The 19578-nt window shown below is 70.8% G+C and carries 18 protein-coding genes; 10 read left to right on the plus strand and 8 right to left on the minus strand.

What is annotated here, in order from left to right; all coding sequences use genetic code 11:
* The first annotated feature begins 225 nt into the window (after positions 1–225).
* Entirely contained in the window at positions 226–753 is a 528-nt protein-coding gene (locus V5F53_RS13745; protein ID WP_393995290.1) for a DUF1269 domain-containing protein, read from the plus strand.
* 146 nt (positions 754–899) lie between these two features.
* Complete coding sequence (gene pncB, locus V5F53_RS13750) at positions 900–2192, plus strand: nicotinate phosphoribosyltransferase (RefSeq protein WP_393995289.1); 1293 nt, start codon at positions 900–902, stop codon at positions 2190–2192.
* A gap of 251 nt (positions 2193–2443) precedes the next feature.
* Here the strand turns inward: pncB and V5F53_RS13755 are convergent, their stop codons facing one another.
* The 4 genes from V5F53_RS13755 to petA form a co-directional block, all read right to left on the minus strand.
* The gene (locus V5F53_RS13755) at positions 2444–2980 is read right to left on the minus strand and encodes an adenine phosphoribosyltransferase (protein ID WP_393995288.1); all 537 of its coding nucleotides are present in this window, start codon (positions 2978–2980) and stop codon (positions 2444–2446) included.
* Positions 2981–3163: 183 nt separating this feature from the next.
* Positions 3164–4003 carry a cytochrome c1 gene (locus tag V5F53_RS13760; RefSeq protein ID WP_393995287.1) on the minus strand — a complete coding sequence of 280 codons (840 nt, stop codon included), beginning with the start codon at positions 4001–4003 and terminating at the stop codon, positions 3164–3166.
* Between the two features lie 21 nt (positions 4004–4024).
* Complete coding sequence (locus V5F53_RS13765; RefSeq protein WP_393995286.1) at positions 4025–5302, minus strand: cytochrome b; 1278 nt, start codon at positions 5300–5302, stop codon at positions 4025–4027.
* A gap of 37 nt (positions 5303–5339) precedes the next feature.
* On the minus strand, positions 5340–5867 hold the full coding sequence (gene petA, locus V5F53_RS13770) for a ubiquinol-cytochrome c reductase iron-sulfur subunit (protein WP_393995285.1): 528 nt from the start codon (positions 5865–5867) through the stop codon (positions 5340–5342).
* Positions 5868–6232: 365 nt separating this feature from the next.
* On the opposite strand from petA, the gene V5F53_RS13775 reads away from it, so the two are divergent.
* The 4 genes from V5F53_RS13775 to V5F53_RS13790 all read left to right on the plus strand — a co-directional run bounded on the left by V5F53_RS13775 (position 6233) and on the right by V5F53_RS13790 (position 9240).
* Positions 6233–7456, plus strand: coding sequence for a beta-1,3-glucanase family protein (locus V5F53_RS13775; RefSeq protein ID WP_393995284.1), 1224 nt, complete (start codon positions 6233–6235; stop codon positions 7454–7456).
* Positions 7457–7489: 33 nt separating this feature from the next.
* On the plus strand, positions 7490–7951 hold the full coding sequence (locus tag V5F53_RS13780; protein WP_393995283.1) for a tRNA (cytidine(34)-2'-O)-methyltransferase: 462 nt from the start codon (positions 7490–7492) through the stop codon (positions 7949–7951).
* Between the two features lie 77 nt (positions 7952–8028).
* Positions 8029–8955 carry an oxygen-dependent coproporphyrinogen oxidase gene (hemF, locus tag V5F53_RS13785; protein WP_393995282.1) on the plus strand — a complete coding sequence of 309 codons (927 nt, stop codon included), beginning with the start codon at positions 8029–8031 and terminating at the stop codon, positions 8953–8955.
* A 69-nt stretch (positions 8956–9024) separates the two neighbouring features.
* On the plus strand, positions 9025–9240 hold the full coding sequence (locus V5F53_RS13790) for a YodC family protein (RefSeq protein WP_393995281.1): 216 nt from the start codon (positions 9025–9027) through the stop codon (positions 9238–9240).
* Positions 9241–9654: 414 nt separating this feature from the next.
* On the opposite strand, the gene V5F53_RS13795 is transcribed toward V5F53_RS13790, so the two are convergent.
* The 4 genes from V5F53_RS13795 to V5F53_RS13810 are packed head-to-tail and all read right to left on the minus strand — an operon-like array spanning position 9655 to position 12471.
* Entirely contained in the window at positions 9655–10893 is a 1239-nt protein-coding gene (locus V5F53_RS13795) for a CCA tRNA nucleotidyltransferase (RefSeq protein WP_393995280.1), read from the minus strand.
* On the minus strand, positions 10890–11150 hold the full coding sequence (locus V5F53_RS13800) for a DUF6111 family protein (protein WP_393995279.1): 261 nt from the start codon (positions 11148–11150) through the stop codon (positions 10890–10892). The genes V5F53_RS13795 and V5F53_RS13800 overlap by 4 nt, the downstream gene beginning before the upstream one ends.
* Positions 11150–11818, minus strand: coding sequence for a CoA pyrophosphatase (locus V5F53_RS13805; protein WP_393995278.1), 669 nt, complete (start codon positions 11816–11818; stop codon positions 11150–11152). Before V5F53_RS13805 ends, V5F53_RS13800 begins: the two co-directional genes overlap by 1 nt.
* Entirely contained in the window at positions 11815–12471 is a 657-nt protein-coding gene (locus tag V5F53_RS13810) for a DUF1285 domain-containing protein (RefSeq protein WP_445329438.1), read from the minus strand. The genes V5F53_RS13805 and V5F53_RS13810 overlap by 4 nt, the downstream gene beginning before the upstream one ends.
* 236 nt (positions 12472–12707) lie before the next feature.
* Here V5F53_RS13810 and V5F53_RS13815 point away from each other — a divergent pair, with 236 nt between their 5' ends.
* Genes V5F53_RS13815 through V5F53_RS13830 form a run of 4 tightly spaced genes read left to right on the plus strand, consistent with a single transcriptional unit; the run spans position 12708 to position 19535 of the window.
* Positions 12708–13709, plus strand: coding sequence for an AAA family ATPase (locus tag V5F53_RS13815; protein ID WP_393995276.1), 1002 nt, complete (start codon positions 12708–12710; stop codon positions 13707–13709).
* Positions 13710–13761: 52 nt separating this feature from the next.
* Positions 13762–14634, plus strand: a complete 873-nt coding sequence (locus V5F53_RS13820) for a DUF58 domain-containing protein (RefSeq protein ID WP_393995421.1) — start codon at positions 13762–13764, stop codon at positions 14632–14634.
* Positions 14634–17441 carry a DUF4159 domain-containing protein gene (locus V5F53_RS13825; RefSeq protein WP_393995275.1) on the plus strand — a complete coding sequence of 936 codons (2808 nt, stop codon included), beginning with the start codon at positions 14634–14636 and terminating at the stop codon, positions 17439–17441. The genes V5F53_RS13820 and V5F53_RS13825 overlap by 1 nt, the downstream gene beginning before the upstream one ends.
* A 27-nt stretch (positions 17442–17468) precedes the next feature.
* Positions 17469–19535 carry a hypothetical protein gene (locus V5F53_RS13830; RefSeq protein ID WP_393995274.1) on the plus strand — a complete coding sequence of 689 codons (2067 nt, stop codon included), beginning with the start codon at positions 17469–17471 and terminating at the stop codon, positions 19533–19535.
* The last annotated feature ends 43 nt before the right edge of the window (positions 19536–19578 follow it).

Below are 19578 nucleotides of genomic sequence, written 5' to 3' on the forward strand. Positions count from 1 at the left end.
CGCCATGTGTACTGTCACGCTCCCGCCGTTGCAATCCGGCTCGCCACGCACGGCCCGGCGCGGGACCACCAGCCGTCTGCGACCGTGGAGGGCAAGAGGTGCCGTCTTGCCACCGTCGCGAATTCGGATGATGGTCCGCGCGGCTGCCGGCTGCGGCACCCCAGGGCGCGGCGGTGGCGGCGAGCCACGGCCACGCGCCGACACCATTCTTGAGAGAGGCGTCCCATGAGCGATCTCGTCGTATTCGGCTTCAGCGGTCTGCACCAGGCGGACGAAGTGCTCAACAAGCTGCGCTCGCTGCAGAAGGCCCACCTGATCGACCTCGAGGACGCCTGCGTGGTGGAGCGTGAGGCCGACGGCAAGGTGCATGTGAAGCAGGCGGTGAACCTCACCGCGCTGGGCGCCGCGCAGGGCGGCACCATGGGCGCGCTGTGGGGCGGCCTGGTGGGCCTTTTGTTCCTCAACCCGCTGGCCGGCATGGCGCTGGGCGCGGCCGCCGGCGCCGGTGCCGGCGCGCTGTCCGGCTCGCTGACGGACTACGGCATCAACGACGATTTCGTGAAGCAGCTCGGCGAGACCATTCCCTCCAGCTCCTCCGCATTGTTCGTGCTGGTGAAGAGCGTCACCTTCGACAAGGTGCTGCCGGAGATCGAGCCCTACGCCCCGCGCGTGCTGAAGACCTCGCTGTCCAACGAGGACGAGGCCAAGCTGAAGGCCGCCATCGCCGCCGGCAGCGCCGCGCCGGCCGCCTGAACGTCCCCCGAGGATCCGCGCGCCGCCGGCCCAGGCCCGGCGGCGCGTCCGGCGCCCCGCCGGGGCTACCTTCCGGCGGATCGGTGCTATAGGTGGGGCCTCGCGCATCGCGGCCGCGCGCCGCTGATCCGCCATCCGGGGTGCCCATGACCGACATCGCCACGCGCGTCTACAACCACACCTGGAAGATCGACCCCATCGTCCGCTCGGTGCTCGACACGGACTTCTACAAGCTCCTGATGGGGCAGATGATCTTCCACCGGCACCGGAACACGCGCGTCACCTTCGGCATCCACAACCGCTCCCACCGGGTCCGCATCGCGGACATCATCGACATCGGCGCCCTGCGCGAGCAGCTCGACCATGTGCGCGGCCTTTCCCTCACCCGGGGCGAGAGCACGTGGTTGCGCGGCAACATGTTCTACGGCAAGCGGCAGATGTTCTCGCCGGACTACATCGCCTGGCTCGAAGGCTTCCGCTTCCCCGCCTACCACCTTGAGAAATGGGACGGGCAGTATGAGCTCACCTTCGAGGGGCCGTGGGTGGAAACCACCATGTGGGAGATCCCGGCCCTCGCCATCATCAACGAGCTGCGCTCGCGCGCCGTGCTGAAGGACCTGGGCAAGTTCGAGCTGCAGATCCTCTACGCCCGCGCCATGGCCCGGGTGTGGGAGAAGGTGGAGTTCCTGCGCACCCTGGGCCCCATCAACATCGCCGATTTCGGCACCCGCCGCCGCCATGGCTTCCTGTGGCAGGACTGGTGCGTCCAGGCGCTCATCGCCGGCCTCGGCGAGGGCTTCCTCGGCACCTCCAACTGTCTCATCGCCATGCGCCGCGAGGTGGAGGCCACCGGCACCAACGCCCACGAGCTGCCCATGGTCTATGCGGCGCTGGCCCCGGACGACAAGGCGCTGGCGTGGTCGGCCTACCAGGTGCTGGCGGACTGGCAGGAGGATTACGAAGGCAACCTGCGCATCATCCTGCCCGACACCTACGGCACCTCCGGTTTCCTCGCCCACGCCCCCGACTGGGTGGCGCGCTGGACCGGCATCCGCATCGACAGCAAGGACCCGGTTGCAGGCGGCGAAGAGGCCATCCGCTGGTGGACCGAGCGCGGGCAGGACCCGCGCGAGAAGCTCGCCATTTTCTCCGACGCCCTCGACGTGGCGGAGGTGGCGCGCATCCACACCGCCTTCAACGGGCGGCTGCGCATGGGCTTCGGCTGGGGCACGCTGCTCACCAACGACTTTCGCGGCCTGACCCCCGACGGCGCGCTCGACCCCATTTCCATCGTCTGCAAGGTGGTGTCTGCCAACGGCCGCCCGGCGGTGAAGCTCTCGGACAATCCCACCAAGGCCATGGGCAGCACCGCCGAGGTGGAGCGCTATCGGCGCGTGTTCGCGGTCGGACCGCAGCAGACCCGCGACGTCCTCGTCTGATCCCCTTCGCCTCGGTCTTCGACCGCTGGCGCGTGGCTGCCGCCCAGGGGCCTGCCCCACATGCCCCCCACATGCCCCGCCCCCACGCGCCGCGAAGACATGACCAGGAGCCCCTGAGCAAGGCTCAAGGGCCTTTGAGCTGAACCGCCGCCCCGGCGTCCCTGCGCGCGCGAACCCGTCGGTGGACGGGAGAGGATGAGGACGCGCCCCAGCACGGGGCCGCCACGCCCTGGCGGCGACAGCGCGCTTCGTCAATGCCCCGGAAACGAGACCAGGCTGCGCACCGGCACGCCCAGCGCCTCCAGCTTGGCGGCGCCGCCCAGGTCCGGCAGGTCCACCACGAAGCAGGCGGCGACCACCTGCGCCCCGCATTCCCGCAGCAGTTGCACCGCGCCGACTGCGGTGCCGCCGGTGGCCACCAGGTCGTCCACCAGCAGCACGGGCTCGCCCCTGGCCACCGCATCCACGTGCATCTCGATCTCGTCCTGGCCGTATTCCAGCGCGTAGGCCATGCGCACCGTCTGATGCGGCAGCTTGCCCTTCTTACGGATCGGCACGAAGCCGGCGGAGAGCTGGTGCGCCACCGCCCCGCCCAGGATGAAGCCGCGCGCCTCGATGCCGGCCACCTTGGCGACCTTCGCCCCGGCGAACGGCTGAACCAGCTCGTCCACCGCCCTGCGGAACGCCCGGGGATTGCCCAGCAGCGTGGTGATGTCGCGGAACAGGATGCCCGGCTTGGGATAATCGGGAATGGTGCGGATGGTGGCGGCGAACTCGTTCGGCGTCATGGCCAACTCCAGAAGCGGGCGGAAAGAGCGGTCAGCCCGAAAGCTGCGCGCGGCCGGCGCGGCGCGGACCAGCGCCCCCGCCCGGCGCGTCCCGATTCCGCGGCGCCGCGATCGTCGGGGCGCCGCCCTCCACAAAAAGAAAAAGGGCCCTTGCGGACCCTTCTTCGCTCGTTTCGACGCAGCTCAGTGCGCCACGTTCTTCCACACCTTCTTCTTCGTGAAGTAGAGCAGGCCGCTCAGCACGATGAGGAAGATGACCACCTGGAAGCCGATGCGCTTGCGGGCGTCGAGGTGCGGCTCGGCCACCCACATCAGATAGGCCGCCACGTCGGTCGCGTACTGGTCCACCGTCTGCGGCGTGCCGTCGGTGTATTCCACCTGGCCGTCGCTGATCGGCTTCGGCATGGCGATCTGGTTGCCGGGGAAATACTTGTTGTAGTGCAGGCCGGTCTGCACGTGCACGCCTTCCGGCGGCTCGGCATAGCCGGTGAGCAGGGCATGGATATAGTCCACGCCATGCTCCTGGTACTGGATGAACACGTCGGTGATGAAGCCCGGGAAGCCCACGTGGTAGGAGCGGGCCTTGGCGATTACCGACAGGTCCGGCGGCAGCGCGCCGCCGTTGGAGGCGCGGGCGGCCTGGTCGTTCGGGAACGGCGCCGGCCAGTGGTCCGAGAGCCGGCCCGGACGCTGGAACATGTCGCCCGCGTCGTTCGGCCCGTCGGTGATCTGGTATTCGGCCGCCACCTGCTTGGCCTGGGCTTCGGTGAAGCTCGGGCCGCCCGGCTGGACCAGGTTGCGGAAGGACAGGAAGTTCGCGGAGTGGCAGGAGCTGCACACTTCCTTGAACACCTTGAAGCCGCGCTGGAGCTGGGCGGTGTCGTAGGTGCCGAACGGACCGGCGAACGACCAGCTGAGGCGGGCCGGGCGGTCGTCGTGACCGCCGCCTTCCGACGCCTGGGCCGGCGCCGCGAGGAGCAGCGCCGCCGCGGCGGCGCCGAAGAGAATGCTACGAATGGTCATGCTGTTCTCTCCGCGCCCGGGTCACTTGGTCTCGGGGGCAGCCGCACCGGCCACCACCGTCGCGCCACCCTTGGCGTGCTTGGCGAGCACCGCATCCGCGATGGAGGCCGGCAGCGCCTTCGGCTTCTCGATGAAGCCGAGCAGCGGCAGGATGATGAGGAAGTGAGCGAAATAATAGACCGTGAAGATGCGCGACACGATCACATACCAGCCGTCCGCCGGCTGCGAGCCGAGGTAGCCGAGGCCCACCGCCACCACCGCGAAGATCCAGAAGAAGATCCGGAACAGCGGCCGGTACTTGCCCGAGCGCACCTTGGAGGTGTCGAGCCAGGGCAGGAACGCCAGCACCGCGATGGCCGCGAACATGGCCAGCACGCCGCCGAGCTTGTCCGGGATCGAGCGCAGGATGGCGTAGAAGGGCAGGAAGTACCATTCAGGCACGATATGCGCCGGCGTCGACATGGGATTGGCCGGGATATAGTTGTCCGAATGCCCGAGATAGTTCGGGGTGTAGAAGATGAACCACGAGAAGAAGATGATGAACAGGACAATCGCGAACATGTCCTTCAGCGTGGCGTAGGGCGTGAAGGGCACCGTGTCCTTGCTCACGCTCTTTACGTCGATACCGTCGGGATTGTTCTGCCCCACGTGGTGCAACGCCCAGATGTGCAGGCCAACCACGCCGGCGATCATGAACGGCAGCAGGTAATGCAGGGCGAAGAAGCGGTTCAGCGTGGGATCGCCCACCGAATAGCCGCCCCACAGCCACTGCACGATCACCTCGCCCACCACCGGCAAAGCGGAGAACAGGTTGGTGATGACGGTGGCGCCCCAGAACGACATCTGGCCCCAGGGCAGCACATAGCCCATGAAGGCGGCAGCCATCATCAGCAGGTAGATGATGACGCCGAGGATCCACAGCACCTCGCGCGGGGCCTTGTAGGACCCGTAGTAGAGGCCGCGGAAGATGTGGATGTAGACGGCGATGAAGAACATCGACGCGCCATTGGCGTGGATGTAGCGCAGCAGCCAGCCGAAGCTCACGTCGCGCATGATGTGCTCGACGCGGGCGAAGGCCACCGGCGCATAGGCCACGTAGTGCATCGCGAGCACGATGCCCGAGACGATCTGCACCACCAGCATGAAGCTCAGGATGGCGCCGAAGGTCCAGAAATAGTTGAGATTCTTCGGCACCGGATAGGCGATGGCCGAGGAATGAATCAGACCCACGATCGGCAGCCGGCTCTCGAACCACTGCGCGACCTTGCTCTGGGGCTGGTAGGTGGAATGTCCTTCCATGGGGTCCAACCTTTATTCAGTCAGCGACGGTCGAGCGTCAGCCGATCACGATCTTCGTATCGGATGTGAAGGTGTAGGGCGGCAGCGCGAGGTTGAGCGGCGCCGGTCCCTGGCGGATGCGTCCCGAGGTGTCGTAGACGGAACCGTGGCAGGGGCAGAACCAGCCGTCATATTGACCCTGATGGCCCAGCGGCACGCAGCCGAGATGGGTGCAGATGCCGATCACCACCAACCACTGCTCCTTGCCGGGCTTCACGCGATCGGCATCGGGCTGGGGGTCCTTCAGCGCCGCGGTATCGGCGGCCTGCGCCTCCTCGATCTCCTTCTTGGTGCGATGGGAGATGAAGATGGGCTTGCCGCGCCACTGCACGGTCACGATCTGCCCCTCGGCGATGGGGGAAAGATCCACCTCGGTGGTGGACAGCGCCAGCACCGAGGCGTCGGGCTGCAGCTGTGACACGAAGGGCCACACCATGCCGGCGACGCCGGCCGCGCCCACGGCGCCGGTGGCGATATAGAGGAAGTCCCGACGCGTCGCCTTCTGCGACGTCTCCGTATGTGCCACGGCGCTGTTTCCCGTCCTGTGATCCGCCCACCAGGCACACGAGAGCCGGCCGGCCCCCGCGCACGAATGTGGCGGAGCTATGAAGCCATAAGTCTCCACCTTCGAGGGCCTCTAATTGCACCCTGGCTTCTTCTTGTCCAGATCATGGCGATGCGGCACGCCGTCCTGATTGTGCGGTGCCGTTCGGCCGGCGGCCCGCCCCCGGCATCGCGCCGCCCCGCGGCCGCGGCGCCCGCTCGCCCGGATACCGCCGGTGGCGCCGCGTCTTGCCTGCGCGCCGCTGCGCGAGGTAGCCTTCGCCGCAGGCCCGGCGCGGTTCCGGGCAACCGGTTCGTGACCCACTCATTTCCTAAGGGCAGCGGCACATGCGCACGTGGCTGATTAAGGCAATTGCGTCTCTGGCGGGCGCGGCGGCGTGCGCATTCGGCCCGCAGGCCGCCACGGCGCAAAGCATTCCGCTGTCGATAACAAACCAGACCGGCTACACCGGCAATGTCTACGTCACCATCTACGGATCCACCAATCCGAACAAGAACGGCACCTATTACTATGTGACCCAGAGCGGCGCCGTCACCAAGTTCAAGACCTCCAGCAGCACGCCCACCAATTACGGCTTTTCCTTTTCCGGAAAGACCATGCAGGTGCAGATCCCGATGCTGCAATCGGCGCGGGTCTACGTGTCGTTCTGCGCGCCGGTACTGCTGACGGTGAGCTCGGGAACCCCGGCGGCGCCGGACGGCTGGACGCCGGGAAGCACCAACTTCAACACCCAGTTCGACTTCGTCGAATACACCTGGACCCCCAGCACCGGCCCCGGCGGCAGCACGCAGATCTGGGTCGACACCACCCAGGTGGACGCCTTCGGCCTGCCCATCCGCACCACCCTCGCCGGCACCCCCTATGGCAAGCCGACGCGGCTCGTCGGCGGGTTCGACAGCCCCACCGCCGGCAACAGCATCATCGCGGCGCTGCGCAAGGCCGGAGCGCCCTGGAGCAACCTGATCGTCAGCAGCAAGAACCGTCCGATCCGGCTCATTTCACCGGTGCACGCGATGGCGCTGGAGACCAGTTCGCCTTATTATTTCGACGAAAAATACTGGGACAGCTACATCAACACGGTGTTCAACACCTATTCGAAGGGGAGGACATCCTTCACGATCGACACCGGCGGCGCCGCCTATACCGGCGTGGTGCGCAACAACCAGATGTACCTGACCCCCAAGAACGGGGACCCGGCCACGGTCTTCGGCAAGCCCAGCTCGCAATATCTCTGGGGCAACGGCGTGCCGCCGGTGCGCGGCGGCAACGTGGCGGCCCTGCAGAAATACATCCAGGCCGCCTTCCTGCGATCCACCTTCCTCACCAACCCGAATCTTTCGGACTGCAGCGGCGCCGCGCCCTATACCGCAGCGCCGGTGAACCAATACTCGAAGGTCATTCACCAGTTCGCCTACCAGCAGGAGGCCTACACCTTCCCCTATGATGACGTGTGCTCGCTCAGCAGCACCACCTCTCTGTTGCAGCCCACCGCATTGAACCTGACCCTCTATCCCCTGACCTCCGACATGGCGAAGATGACCTGCCCCTGAGCGCGCCGTACCCTCTCGGCAGGGACACCCATCGTGATTCTCGCCCTCTACTGCCCGGACATCGCCCAGAATGCCGGCACCTGCCTGCGGACGGGCGCCTGCTTCGGCATTCCCGTCCACATCATCGAGCCGGCGGGCTTTCCCGTCGGCGCGGCCGGCTTCCGCCGGGCCGGGATGGACTATATCGACACCGTCGAGTGGCATCGCCATGCCAGCTTCGACGCGTTCGCCGAGATGGTGCGCGCCAGCGGCCGGCGCCTCGTGCTGTTCACCACCCAGGCCGAGCACGCCTTCACGGATTTCCGCTTTTCCCCCACCGACGCGCTGCTGTTCGGGCGGGAATCGGCGGGCGTGCCGGAAGCGGTGCGGCGGGTGGCGGATGCGCGCGTCACCATTCCCATGCGGCCGGGCCTGCGCTCCCTCAATGTGGCGGTGAGTGCCGGGATCGGCCTGTCCGAGGCGCTCCGGCAGACCGGCGGCTTTCCAAGCCCGTGACGGCGCGCCATTGTGCGCCGGCCGGCCCGGCCGGTCCCGATCACGAGCGCGTCCGCGCGGACGCCGATGGAAAGCCCATGACCACCGAGACTGCCCCGCTCGCGGCCACCGAACCCGCCCTCGCCGATCGCCAGGCCCGCGCCAAGGCCTGGTTCGAGACCTTGCAGACGCGCATCCTCGCCGCGTTCGAGGCCCTGGAGGACGAGGCCGCGCCGGAGCTTTATGGCGCCGAGGCCGGCCGCTTCACCCGGACCCCCTGGGCCCGCACCGACCACACCGGCGCGCCCGGCGGCGGCGGTACCATGGCGCTCATGCGCGGGCGGCTGTTCGAGAAGGTGGGCGTGCACACCTCCACCGTGTTCGGCGAGTTCGCGCCTGAATTCCGCGGCCAGATTCCGGGCGCCGCCGAGGACCCGCGCTTCTGGGCCTCCGGCCTCTCGCTCATCGCCCACATGGCCAGCCCCCATGTGCCGGCGGTGCACATGAACACCCGCTTCGTGGTGACCACCAAGGCCTGGTTCGGCGGCGGCGCCGACCTCACCCCGGTGCTGGCCCGGCGCCGCACCCAGGAGGATGCCGACACCCGCGCCTTCCATGCCGCCATGGCGGCCGCCTGCGCCCCGCACAAGGTGGCCGACTACGACCGCTACAAGGCGTGGTGCGACGAATATTTCTTCCTGAAGCACCGCAACGAGATGCGCGGCATCGGCGGGATCTTCTACGATTATCTCGATAGCGCCGCCCACGGCACCGGCGGCTTCGAGGACGACTTCGCCTTCACCCGCGACGTGGGGCTGGCCTTCCTCGACATCTATCCAAGGCTGGTGCGCGCCAACATGGTCACCCCCTGGGGGGCGGAGGAGCGCGAGGAGCAGCTCATCCGGCGCGGGCGCTATGTGGAATTCAACCTGCTCTACGACCGGGGCACCATCTTCGGCCTGAAGACGGGGGGCAATGTGGATTCCATTCTCTCCTCCATGCCACCGGTTGTGAAATGGCCGTGATGACGGCGTCATCAAGCTGAGATAAGCAGGAGCGTGGCGCATCGCGCGCCGGAATCGGAGAAACAAGTCATGGCGTTCGAGCCCGGGGACATCGTTCAGCTCAAGTCCGGAAGCCCGGCCCTGACCGTGGTCGAGGCGACGGAGCAGGAGGTGAAGGTGGTGTGGTACGCCGAGGAAGACGGCGAGTTCCGCACCCAGGCCCTGCCCTCGGTGGCGCTGGAGACCATCGACCTGACCGAGTTCGAGGTCGAGGAAGAAGACGACACCGAGGAAGACGAGGATTGAGCCGCTCTGCCCTGGCCGCCACGCGGCGGCCGGGGAACAGCGGCCTCGGCCCCGTTGGAGTCGCGGGCCGCGCGCGGACACGCCCGACACTCGGGCCAGCCGCCCGTAGCCGGCCCTGAGCCACGCCGGTCCACGGCCACACTGGTCTATGAGCCACGCCGGTTTGCCGCCTCGGCCTCGCTGGCCGGGCCTGTGCGATGGCGCGGTTGCGGCGGCGGATCGGAGCGGGTGTTCCGAGGGCTTCCGGCATGAATTCGGGCCAGCCTGACACTGTGGCATACGACCTGCGGCCCCCACGCTGCTTTTCGTGCAAGGGCCTCAGCCAAAGGCCCTGAGCACGGTCGCGCAAGGCCCTTGGTCGCGTACCGGCGGACCTGAAGCGAGGCCCGCGACACTGGGGCGCAGGCCCTGGCGTCAGCCGGCCCCGGCGGGCGGTCGCAGCACATCCCGCACAAGTGCCGCGCAGGCGGCGGAGTCCAGCGGAAAGTCCGCGGCGATCCAGGCTGCCTCCACCGCCACCAGGGCCCGCCCCAGGGCCGGGCCGGGCTTCAGGCCCTGCGCCATGAGCGCCGAGGCCGTGACCGGAAGGCGCGGCGGCGTCCAGGCGCCGATGAGCCGAACCAGCGGCCCCCTGTCGCCCCGTCCCCATGCCGCCGCCAGCAGCGCGCGATCGAGCGCCGCCTGGAGCCCGGCGCGATAGACGAAGGCGCGAAGTTCCGCGGCCGGGGCGCCGACGGCGGGCAACGCCGGATCGGCGGCGGCGAGGGCCGCCAGGCGCCGGGCCTCCGCGTTGGACAGGCGCAGCTTGTCGCGCAGCCGCGGCACGTCGTCGGCCACCCGCAACGCCAGCGCCGCCAGCCGGCGGATGGGATCGCCCACCACGGCGTTCGCACCCTCGCCGGCCGCGAGACGGGTGAAGGCGCCCACGTCGGCGATCCCGGCCAGCAGCGGCTGCACCAGCCCGCTGTCGCTCATCACCTCAAGTGTCGCCGGGGCGCCGGGGGCCAGCAGCAGCTTTAACAGTTCAGCCCGCACCCGCTCGTGGGACAGGCCCCTGAGCCCGCCGCGCGCCCGGACGGCGGCACCGAGGGCGGCGGCATCGACCGGGCCACGGCCATAGGCGGCATGGAAACGGAACAGCCGCAGGATGCGCAGGTAATCCTCCCGGATGCGGGCGTCCGCGTCGCCGATGAACCGCACCCGCCGCGCCGCCAGATCCGCCAGCCCCCCCACCAGGTCGATCACCGCGCCATCGGCATCCACATAGAGCGCATTGATGGTGAAGTCCCGCCGGGCCGCGTCATGCGCCCAGCTGCGGCCGAAGCGCACCACCGCCCGCCGGCCGTCGGTCTCCATGTCCTCGCGCAGGGTGGTGACCTCGTAGGCCTCGCCGTCGGCCACCACCGTCACGGTGCCATGCGCGATGCCCGTGGGCACCGCCTTCAGCCCGGCCCGTCGCACCCGCGCCGTCACCTCCTGCGGCACGGCGGTGGTGGCGATGTCCACGTCGGTCACCGGCAAGCCCAGCAGGGTGTTGCGCACCGCCCCGCCCACCACCCGCGCCTCCTCACCGGCGCCGTTCAGCGCCGCGAGCACCGCCCCGAGGCCGGGCCGCGTCCAGAAATCGGCACCGGCGAGCGACCGCCCGCTCATTCGAAATGCCCCGGCACGAACACGCCGTCACGGGTCTCGGCGGGAATGTAGCGGCTACCGGGCGGAGCCGCGCGCCCGCCCTCGAACACCACCAAGCCCAGCGCCACCAGCGCCACGGCTGCCGCCGCCAGCGCCGCCAGGGCGCGGGGCGACCAGTGCTCCGGCACCACCGAGCCCTTGGTGGCGATGAGCAGAGCGCCATAGAGCACGAACGGAGTGAGGAACAGCGCCAGTTCGACCAGCACGGTGCGCAGCATCAGGCATAGACCCGTTCATAGAGGTTGCGCAGCATGCCGGCGGTGGCGCCCCAGATGAAGCGACCCTCGTACGGCATGGCATAATAATGGCGCAGCGTGCCTTGCCATTTGCGCGACTGGCGCTGGTGGTTGGCCGGCGTCATGAGAAAGTCGAGCGGTACCTCGAAGGCTTCGTCCACCTCGGCCGGATTGAGGGTCAGCACATAGGCCGGGTCCACCAGCCCCACCACCGGCACGATCCAGAAGCCGGTGCCGGACAGGTAGCCGTCGAGATAGCCCAGGTGCCGCACCAGGCCGGCCTCAAGCCCCACCTCCTCCCTGGCCTCGCGCAGGGCGGCGGCCTTCTCGTCGGCGTCCTGCGGGTCCACCCGGCCACCGGGAAAGGCGATCTGGCCGGCGTGGTTGGACAGCCGCGCCGAACGCAGGGTCAGCAGCACCGCGGGGTCGGGCCGCGCCACGATGGGCACCAGCACCGCCGCGTGCCGGGGCGGCGTCGATGGCGCCAGCCCCTCGAGGCTCGGCTGAAGGGCATGATCGCCATTGACCGCGCCCAGGGTCCCCTCGGTGTAGAATGGCGGCGGCGCGGGCGACAGGCCGCGGGCGGCCCGGGCCAGGAAATCGGCAAGGCCGCTGCCGGCCGGCGCATCGCTGCAGGCGGCGGCGCTCATGAGGCGAGGCGGTCCAGCTCGTCCGCCGGCAGGATCGGGAAGAAGGCGCCGCCCGAGGCGATGCCGAACATCTCCCGCCCCGCCACCGCCCGCACCTCGCCGCTGGCGACGAGATCCAGTGCGGCGGCCCGGGTCAGGCGCGCCTCCAGCCCGCGCCGCACATGCACATAAGGCACGAACGCGCCGTCCCGCCCCCCGGGGGCGAACCGCAGGGCGTGCGCGGGGCCGCAGCGCACGAGATCGTCGAGATTGGTGCGGAACACCAGGGTGCGCCCGTCGGCGCCCTCCTCCTGCGCCATCTCCACCGCCAGGAAGGGGGCGTCGTCCACGGTGATGCCGATCTTCTCCACCGGCGTCTTCAGCACGAAGCGCGCGCCCTCCCGGGTCAGCACCGAGGCGAACAGGCGCACCAGCGCCGGCCGGCCGATGGGGGTGCCCATGTAGAACCAGGTGCCGTCGGCGGCGATTCGCAGATCCATGTCGCCGCAATCGGGCGGATTCCACAGCTCCAGCGGCGCCGGTCCCCGCGCCGGCCCGTCGCCGCCGGCGGCGCGCGCTGCGGCCATCAGCGCCTCCAGGCGCCCGGAGCGATCGGCAGCGAGGGGCGCCGTCCCAATCTGCGGAAGGGTTTCACCCCCGTCCCCGCCCACCATGGTCTCGTCCTCGCGATGACGTGAGATGAACCCGCCCGCTTGCGCATCTCAACGATTAGACGGAACACAATCTTATCGTAAGCTCTGTATCCGGATGGCGTGGCCTTTGCACGGCGAAATCCGGACGACGGCCCGGATCGCGGGCCGGCGGGCGCGCCGGGCGTTTTATGGCCGCTTTTTGCGGCCAGCCTCTGGGCCATGCGCGCCCGATGAAAGTGGTGCACGGAGACGTGGTAATGTCGGCTGCCGGCGAGACTTTCGACCTCGACCAGATGATTGTCCGCAACGCGGAAACCGCCGCCGGCCATGTGAGGGCGGCCAAAGCCGGCATCGCCGCCGTCATCTTCGGCCAGGAGGCGGTGGTGGAGCGGGCGCTCATCACCATTCTGTCCGGCGGCCATGCGCTGCTGGTGGGCGTGCCGGGCCTCGCCAAGACCAAATTGGTGGAGACGCTGGGCACGGTGCTGGGCCTCGACGCCCGCCGCGTGCAGTTCACGCCCGACCTCATGCCCTCCGACATCCTCGGCTCGGAAGTGCTGGAGGAGACGGCGGGCGGCCAGCGCGCCTTCCGCTTCATCCGCGGCCCCATCTTCGCCCAGCTGCTGATGGCCGACGAGATCAACCGCGCCTCGCCGCGCACCCAGTCGGCGCTGCTGCAGGCGATGCAGGAATATCACGTGACGGTGGCCGGCGAGCGCCACGACCTGCCCCGGCCGTTCCACGTGCTCGCCACCCAGAACCCGCTGGAGCAGGAAGGCACCTATCCCCTGCCAGAGGCCCAGCTCGACCGCTTCCTGATGCAGATCGACGTGGACTATCCCGACCGCGAGGCCGAGCGGCGCATCCTGTTCGAGACCACCGGGGCGGAGGAAAGCAGGGCCCGTGCCGCCATGAGCGTGGACGACCTGCTGGCCGCCCAGCGCCTGGTGCGGCGCCTGCCGGTGGGCGAATCAGTGGTGGAGGCGATCCTGACCCTGGTGCGCGCCGCCCGGCCCGGCGCCGAGGGGCCCGAACAGCGCTTCATCGCCTGGGGCCCGGGCCCGCGCGCCTCCCAGGCGCTGATGCTGGCGGTGCGCGCCCGCGCCCTGCTGGACGGGCGCTTCGCCCCCTCCGTGGACGATGTGGTGGCGCTGGCCGAACCGGTGCTGAAGCACCGCATGGCGCTGACCTTCGCCGCCCGCGCCGAGGGCGAGAGCGTGCCTCACATCATCCGCCGGCTGGCGCAGCGGCTCGGCTGACCGGCTCTGGACCCAGAACATCGTGGCTGAACCGTCTCCCGCCTCCCCGTCCATGACCGACGCCGCCCTGCAGGCGGCGCGGCTGGTCGCGGCCATGCCGCGCCTGGTGCTGGACGCCCGGCGCATCGCCTCCAGCGTGGCCCACGGCCTGCACGGCCGCCGCCGCTCCGGCATCGGCGAGAATTTCTGGCAATACCGCCGCTTCCTCGGCGGCGAGCCGGCCGCCCGGGTGGACTGGCGGCGCTCGGCCCGCGACGACCATCTCTATGTGCGCGAGCGTGAATGGGAGGCCGCCCACACCGTGTGGATCTGGCCCGACCTCTCCCCCTCCATGGACTATGCCACCGGCCGCCACCCGCCCAAGCGCGAGCGGGCGCTGGTGGTGGCCTTCGCCCTCGCCGACCTGCTGGTGCGCGGCGGCGAGCGGGTGGGCGTGCCCGGCCTGATGTCCCCCTCCGCCGACCGGCGCATCGTCGAGCGCATGGCGGAAACGCTGGCACTGGCACCGGCGCGGCCGGCCAGCCTGCCGCCGGCGTTCGCCCCCGCCCCCACCGCCGAGGTGGTGTTGCTCGGCGACTTCTGGACCCCGGCCACCGAAGTGGCGGCGCGCGTGGAGGCCCTGGCCTCCGGCGGCGCACGCGGCCATGTGGTGCAGATCGTCGACCCGGCGGAGGAGACCTTTCCGTTCTCCGGCCGCATCGCCTTCAGCGATCCCGAGGGCGGCGAACGGCTGACCGTGGGCCGCGCCGAGAGCTGGCGCGCCGACTACGAGCTGAAGCTGGCGGAGCACCGCGCCCGCATCCGCGCCTGTGCCGCGCGCCACGGCTGGAGCTTCATCGTGCACCGCACCGACCGGCCCGCCAGCGCGCTGCTGCTCGCCCTGCACACGCGCATGGGTCCCGCCGGCGCCGGAGGGCCCCACTGATGCTCGGCCTGCCCCTCGCCTTCGCCGCTCCGCTGCTGCTCACCGCGCTGCTGGCGCTGCCGCTCCTGTGGTACGTGCTGCGGGTGGTGCCGCCCAAGCCGCGCGCCGTCGCCTTCCCACCCACGCGGCTGCTGTTCGAGATCAAGCCCAAGGAAGAGAGCGCCGCGCGCACCCCCTGGTGGCTCACCGCGCTCAGGATGCTGCTGGCGGCACTCGTCATCCTTGCTGCCGCCGGCCCGGTCTGGAACCCGCCGGCGGCGGACCCGGCCGCCAGCGGCCCGCTGCTGCTGGTGATCGACCAGGGCTGGCCGGCCGCCGGCCAGTGGGAGGCGCGCATGGCCGCCGCCGGCGCCCTCATCGACCAGGCCGACGGCGCCGGACACGGCGTCGCCCTCATTCCCACCGGCGACGTGCCGCGCGAGGCCACCCTTCTCACCCCCTCCGCCGCCCGCGACCGTCTGCGCTCGCTCACCCCGGTGCCCTACGCCCCGGCCCGCGCCGCCGCCTTCGCCCTGGCCGCCCGGATGCGCGCGGCCGAGCCTCGCGCCGGCCTCGTATTCCTCTCCGACGGCGTGGACATGGGCGCCGACGCCGACCTCGCGGCCGCCCTGGCGCCGGTGAAGGATGCCGGCGTCCTGGTGGTCAGCGGCGGCACCGCGGCACCGCTCGCCCTCGCTGCGCCGGACAACGGCGCCGACGCGCTCACCGTGAAGGCCCTGCGCCCCAGCGGCGGCGCCCCCCGCGCCGGCCGCGTGGAGGCCCGGGACATGCGCGGCCTGACCCTGGCCGAGGCGCCCTTCACCTTTCCCGAAGGAGCGGCCGCCACCGAGGCGCGGTTCCCGCTGCCGGTGGAGATCCGCAACGAGATCGCCCGCCTCGACATCGTCGGCGAGCGCTCGGCGGGCGCGACCCAGCTCATCGACCGGAGCTGGCGGCGGCGCACCGTGGGCATCGTCTCCGGCACCTCCACGGACACCGGCCAGCCCCTGCTGGCCCCCACCTATTACCTCACGCGGGCGCTGGCGCCCTATGCCGACCTGCGCGTCGCGGAAACCGGATCGGCGATCGAGAACATCAACCGCTTCCTGGAACAGCGCCTGCCGGTGCTGCTGCTGCCGGATGTCGGCACCATTCCCCCGGCCACCCGGGCGCGGCTGGCCAGGTTCGTCGCCGATGGCGGCGTGCTGGTCCGCTTCGCCGGACCGCGCCTCGCCAACGCCCAGGACGACCTGCTGCCGGTGAAGCTGCGGCGGGGCGGCCGGGTGCTCGGCGGCTCCCTGTCCTGGGAAACGCCGCAGCCGCTGGGGGCGCTCACCGCCGAGGGGCCGTTCCGCGACATGAAGGCACCCGCCGACGTCAGCGTGCCCCGCCAGGTGCTTGCCGAACCCGACGCCAGCCTCGGCGACCACACCTGGGCGACGCTGAAGGACGGCACCCCGCTGGTCACCGGCACCCGCATCGGCAAGGGGGCGCTGGTGCTGTTCCATGTCACCGCCGACACCTCCTGGTCGAACCTGCCCCTGTCTGGCACCTTCGTGGACATGCTCCGCCGCGTCATCGCCCTGTCCGATACCCCGTCTGCCCCGGATGCCGCCCCCGCCGACACGGCGCGCGGCCTCGCCCGGCCGGAGGCCGTAAACCTCGCGCCCGCCCGGGTGCTGGACGGCTTCGGCGCCTTCCAGCCGCCCGGCCCCACCGCCCGGGCCATCCCCGCCGATTTCACCGGCCGCGCCGATGCCGACCATCCGCCCGGCTTCTATGGCCCCCCCGACGGGCTGGTGGCCGTGAACGCCTTGCTGCCGGCCGATGCCCCCAAGGCGCTCGACTTCGCCGCCCTCGGCCTTAAGGTCGAGCCCCTGCGGGAGAGCGCGCCGCGCGACCTGCGCGGGCCGGTGCTGGTGGCAGCCATGGTGCTGCTGCTGCTCGACGCCCTGGCGGTGCTCGCCCTGGCCGGCGGCCTCTCCCGCCTGGGCGGGCGGCGGGCCGGAGCGGCGGCGCTGCTGGCGGCTCTGGCCCTTGGCGGGCTGGCCGCGCCGGACCCGGCGCGGGCCGGCGACGACGCCTTCGCGCTCCAGGCCACCGGACAGACCCGCTTCGCCTATGTGCTCACCGGCAACGGCGAGGTGGACGAGATTTCCCGCGCCGGCCTCAGCGGCCTTGCCGCCTTCCTCGGCCAGCGCACCGCCCTGCAGGCGGGGGAGGCCATGGGGGTGGACCTCGGCAAGGACGAGCTCGCCTTCTTCCCGGTCATCTACTGGCCGATCGTCGCCGACAGCCCGATGCCGCCGCCGGCGGCGCTGGCGCGGCTCGACGCCTACATGAAGCAGGGCGGCACCGTGATCTTCGACACCCGCGACGCCATCGAGGGCGGCGGCACCGCCGGGGCGCCACTGACGCCGGCGGGCGCGCGGCTGCGCGAGATCCTCGCCGGCCTGGACATTCCCGAGCTGGCCCCGGTGCCGCGCGACCACGTGCTCACCAAGGCCTTCTACCTGCTGAAGGACTTCCCCGGCCGCTTCACCGGCGGCACCACCTGGGTGGAGGCCCTGCCGCCCGGCGACGAGACCGACCGGCCGGCCCGGGCCGGCGACGGCGTCTCCCCCGTCATCATCACCGCCAACGACCTGGCGGGTGCCTGGGCGGTGAGCCGCGCCGGCGAGCCGCTGCTGCCGCTGACCCCCGGTGAGCCGCGCCAGCGCGAGATCGCCTTCCGCGCCGGCGCCAACATGGTGATGTACGTGCTGACCGGCAACTACAAGGCCGACCAGGTGCACGTACCCGCCCTTCTCGAAAGGCTGGGGCAATGACGCGCGCCCGGACCCGTGGGGCCTGACATGAGCTACGGCCTCTCCTTCGCCCCCTTCGTCTCCTGGCCCCTGCTGGCGGTGCTCGGCGCCCTCGCGCTGGGGCTGGCGCTGCTGCTGCTGGCCACCCGCACCCGCGGGGCCGCATTCCGCGCTTTGGCGCTGCTGGTGGGCCTGCTGGCCCTGGCCAACCCCTCCCTCACCCGCGAGGAGCGCGAGCCGCTCACCTCGGTGGTGGCGGTGGTGGTGGACAAGAGCGCCAGCCAGTCCTTCGGCACCCGCGCCCAGCAGACCGAGGCGGCACGCGCGGCCCTCGCCGCCCGGCTTGCCGCCCTGCCGGGGGTGGAGGTGCGCACCCTCGCCGCCGACGCCGGCAATGGCGACACCGATGGCACCCGCCTGTTCTCGGCGCTGGAGGCGGGCCTGGCCGACGTGCCGCCGGAACGGGTGGCGGGCGCCATCCTCATCACCGACGGGCGGGTGCACGACACCCCGGACACGCCCCGGCAACTTGGCTTCTCCGCCCCCGTGCATGCCCTCATCTCCGGGCAGGAGGGCGAGCGCGACCGCCGCATCGCCCTGGAGAAGACCCCGCGCTTCGGCATCGTGGGGCAGAAGCAGTCCATCACCTTCCGCGTCACCGACGAAGGGGTGCCGCCGGGCGCGCGCGTGGCCGTCACCATCCGCCGCGACGGCGAGGAGATCGCCCGGCCCATCGTCACCGCCGGCCGCAGCGAGAGCATCGACGTGGACATCACCCACGCCGGCCCCAACATCGTCGAATTCGAGGTGCCGCCCCTCGCCGACGAGCTGACCACCGTGAACAACCGCACCGCCGTGGCCATTGACGGCGTCCGCGACAAATTGAAGGTGCTGCTGGTGTCCGGCGAGCCCAATGCCGGCGAACGCACCTGGCGCAACCTGCTCAAGAGCGACGCCAATGTGGATCTCGTCCACTTCACCATCCTGCGCCCGCCGGAGAAGCAGGACGGCACGCCCATCAACGAGCTCTCGCTCATCGCCTTCCCCACGCGCGAGCTGTTCCAGACCAAGATCAAGGATTTCGACCTGATCATCTTCGACCGCTACGCCCAGCAGGGCGTGCTGCCGCAGGTCTATTTCGACAATATCGTGCGCTACGTGCGCGCCGGCGGCGCGGTCCTGGTCGCCTCCGGCCTGGACTATGTGGAGCCCGGCTCGCTCTACAACACCCCGCTGGAAGAGATCCTGCCCGGCATGCCCTCCGGCGATGTGACCGAGGCGCCGTTCCATCCCCGCCTCACCAATCCCGGCAAGCGCCATCCGGTGACCCGCGACCTGCCGGGCGCCCAGAGCGAGCCGCCCCAGTGGAGCCGCTTCTTCCGCGTCATCGACACCACCGCCCGTTCGGGCACGGACCTGATGGCGGCGCCGGGGGACAAGCCCATCCTGCTGGTGGACCGGGTGGGCGAGGGCCGCGTGGCGCAGTTGCTCTCGGACCACATCTGGCTGTGGGCGCGTGGCTACGAGGGCGGCGGCCCGCACATCGACCTTCTGCGCCGCCTCTCCCACTGGCTGATGAAAGAGCCGGACCTGGAAGAGGAGCGGCTGAAGCTCTCGGTGGCCGGGCGCGAGCTGGTGGTGGAACGCCAGACCATGGCGGATACCGCCCCGCCGGCCATCGTCACCACGCCTTCCGGCGCCGTCCGCACCCTGCCCCTGAAGGAGGCCGCGCCGGGCCTGTGGCGCGCCACCACCCCGGCCGACGAGCTGGGCCTGTGGCGCGCCACCAACGGCCCCCTGACGGCGCTGGCCAACATCGGCCCGCTGAACCCGAAGGAATTCGCCGAAGTCACCAGCACCCGCGAGGTGCTGGCGCCCCTGGTGGCCGCCACCGGCGGCGGGGTGTGGCGGCTCGCCGACCTCCATGGCGACGTGCCGCGCGTGGCCCAGGTCTCATCCGGCGACCGGCTGGCCGGCGACGACTGGATGGGACTGAAGACCCGCGACGTCTCGGTGGTGCGGGGCATCGGCCTGTTCCCGGTGTTCGCCGGGCTCAGCGGCCTGCTGCTCCTGCTTGGCGCGCTCACCGCCGCCTGGGTGCGCGAGGGGCGCTGACCCCTGACGCACCGCCCGGCGCGCGACGATGCGGGCGAGTGCC

The organism is Xanthobacter cornucopiae (genome assembly GCF_043195065.2).
Lineage (GTDB): Bacteria > Pseudomonadota > Alphaproteobacteria > Rhizobiales > Xanthobacteraceae > Xanthobacter.

What these genes read in the sequence shown, in the direction of transcription:
- V5F53_RS13825 (WP_393995275.1), top strand. Translation starts at nt 14,634, where the DNA reads ATGCTCGGCCTGCCCCTCGCCTTCGCCGCTCCGCTGCTGCTCACCGCG.
- V5F53_RS13800 (WP_393995279.1), bottom strand. Translation starts at nt 11,150, where the DNA reads ATGCTGCGCACCGTGCTGGTCGAACTGGCGCTGTTCCTCACTCCGTTC.
- V5F53_RS13760 (WP_393995287.1), bottom strand. Translation starts at nt 4,003, where the DNA reads ATGACCATTCGTAGCATTCTCTTCGGCGCCGCCGCGGCGGCGCTGCTC.
- V5F53_RS13810 (WP_445329438.1), bottom strand. Translation starts at nt 12,471, where the DNA reads ATGGTGGGCGGGGACGGGGGTGAAACCCTTCCGCAGATTGGGACGGCG.
- V5F53_RS13830 (WP_393995274.1), top strand. Translation starts at nt 17,469, where the DNA reads ATGAGCTACGGCCTCTCCTTCGCCCCCTTCGTCTCCTGGCCCCTGCTG.
- V5F53_RS13755 (WP_393995288.1), bottom strand. Translation starts at nt 2,980, where the DNA reads ATGACGCCGAACGAGTTCGCCGCCACCATCCGCACCATTCCCGATTAT.
- V5F53_RS13775 (WP_393995284.1), top strand. Translation starts at nt 6,233, where the DNA reads ATGCGCACGTGGCTGATTAAGGCAATTGCGTCTCTGGCGGGCGCGGCG.
- V5F53_RS13745 (WP_393995290.1), top strand. Translation starts at nt 226, where the DNA reads ATGAGCGATCTCGTCGTATTCGGCTTCAGCGGTCTGCACCAGGCGGAC.
- V5F53_RS13805 (WP_393995278.1), bottom strand. Translation starts at nt 11,818, where the DNA reads ATGAGCGCCGCCGCCTGCAGCGATGCGCCGGCCGGCAGCGGCCTTGCC.
- V5F53_RS13820 (WP_393995421.1), top strand. Translation starts at nt 13,762, where the DNA reads ATGACCGACGCCGCCCTGCAGGCGGCGCGGCTGGTCGCGGCCATGCCG.
- pncB (WP_393995289.1), top strand. Translation starts at nt 900, where the DNA reads ATGACCGACATCGCCACGCGCGTCTACAACCACACCTGGAAGATCGAC.
- V5F53_RS13765 (WP_393995286.1), bottom strand. Translation starts at nt 5,302, where the DNA reads ATGGAAGGACATTCCACCTACCAGCCCCAGAGCAAGGTCGCGCAGTGG.
- hemF (WP_393995282.1), top strand. Translation starts at nt 8,029, where the DNA reads ATGACCACCGAGACTGCCCCGCTCGCGGCCACCGAACCCGCCCTCGCC.
- V5F53_RS13790 (WP_393995281.1), top strand. Translation starts at nt 9,025, where the DNA reads ATGGCGTTCGAGCCCGGGGACATCGTTCAGCTCAAGTCCGGAAGCCCG.
- V5F53_RS13795 (WP_393995280.1), bottom strand. Translation starts at nt 10,893, where the DNA reads ATGAGCGGGCGGTCGCTCGCCGGTGCCGATTTCTGGACGCGGCCCGGC.
- V5F53_RS13815 (WP_393995276.1), top strand. Translation starts at nt 12,708, where the DNA reads ATGTCGGCTGCCGGCGAGACTTTCGACCTCGACCAGATGATTGTCCGC.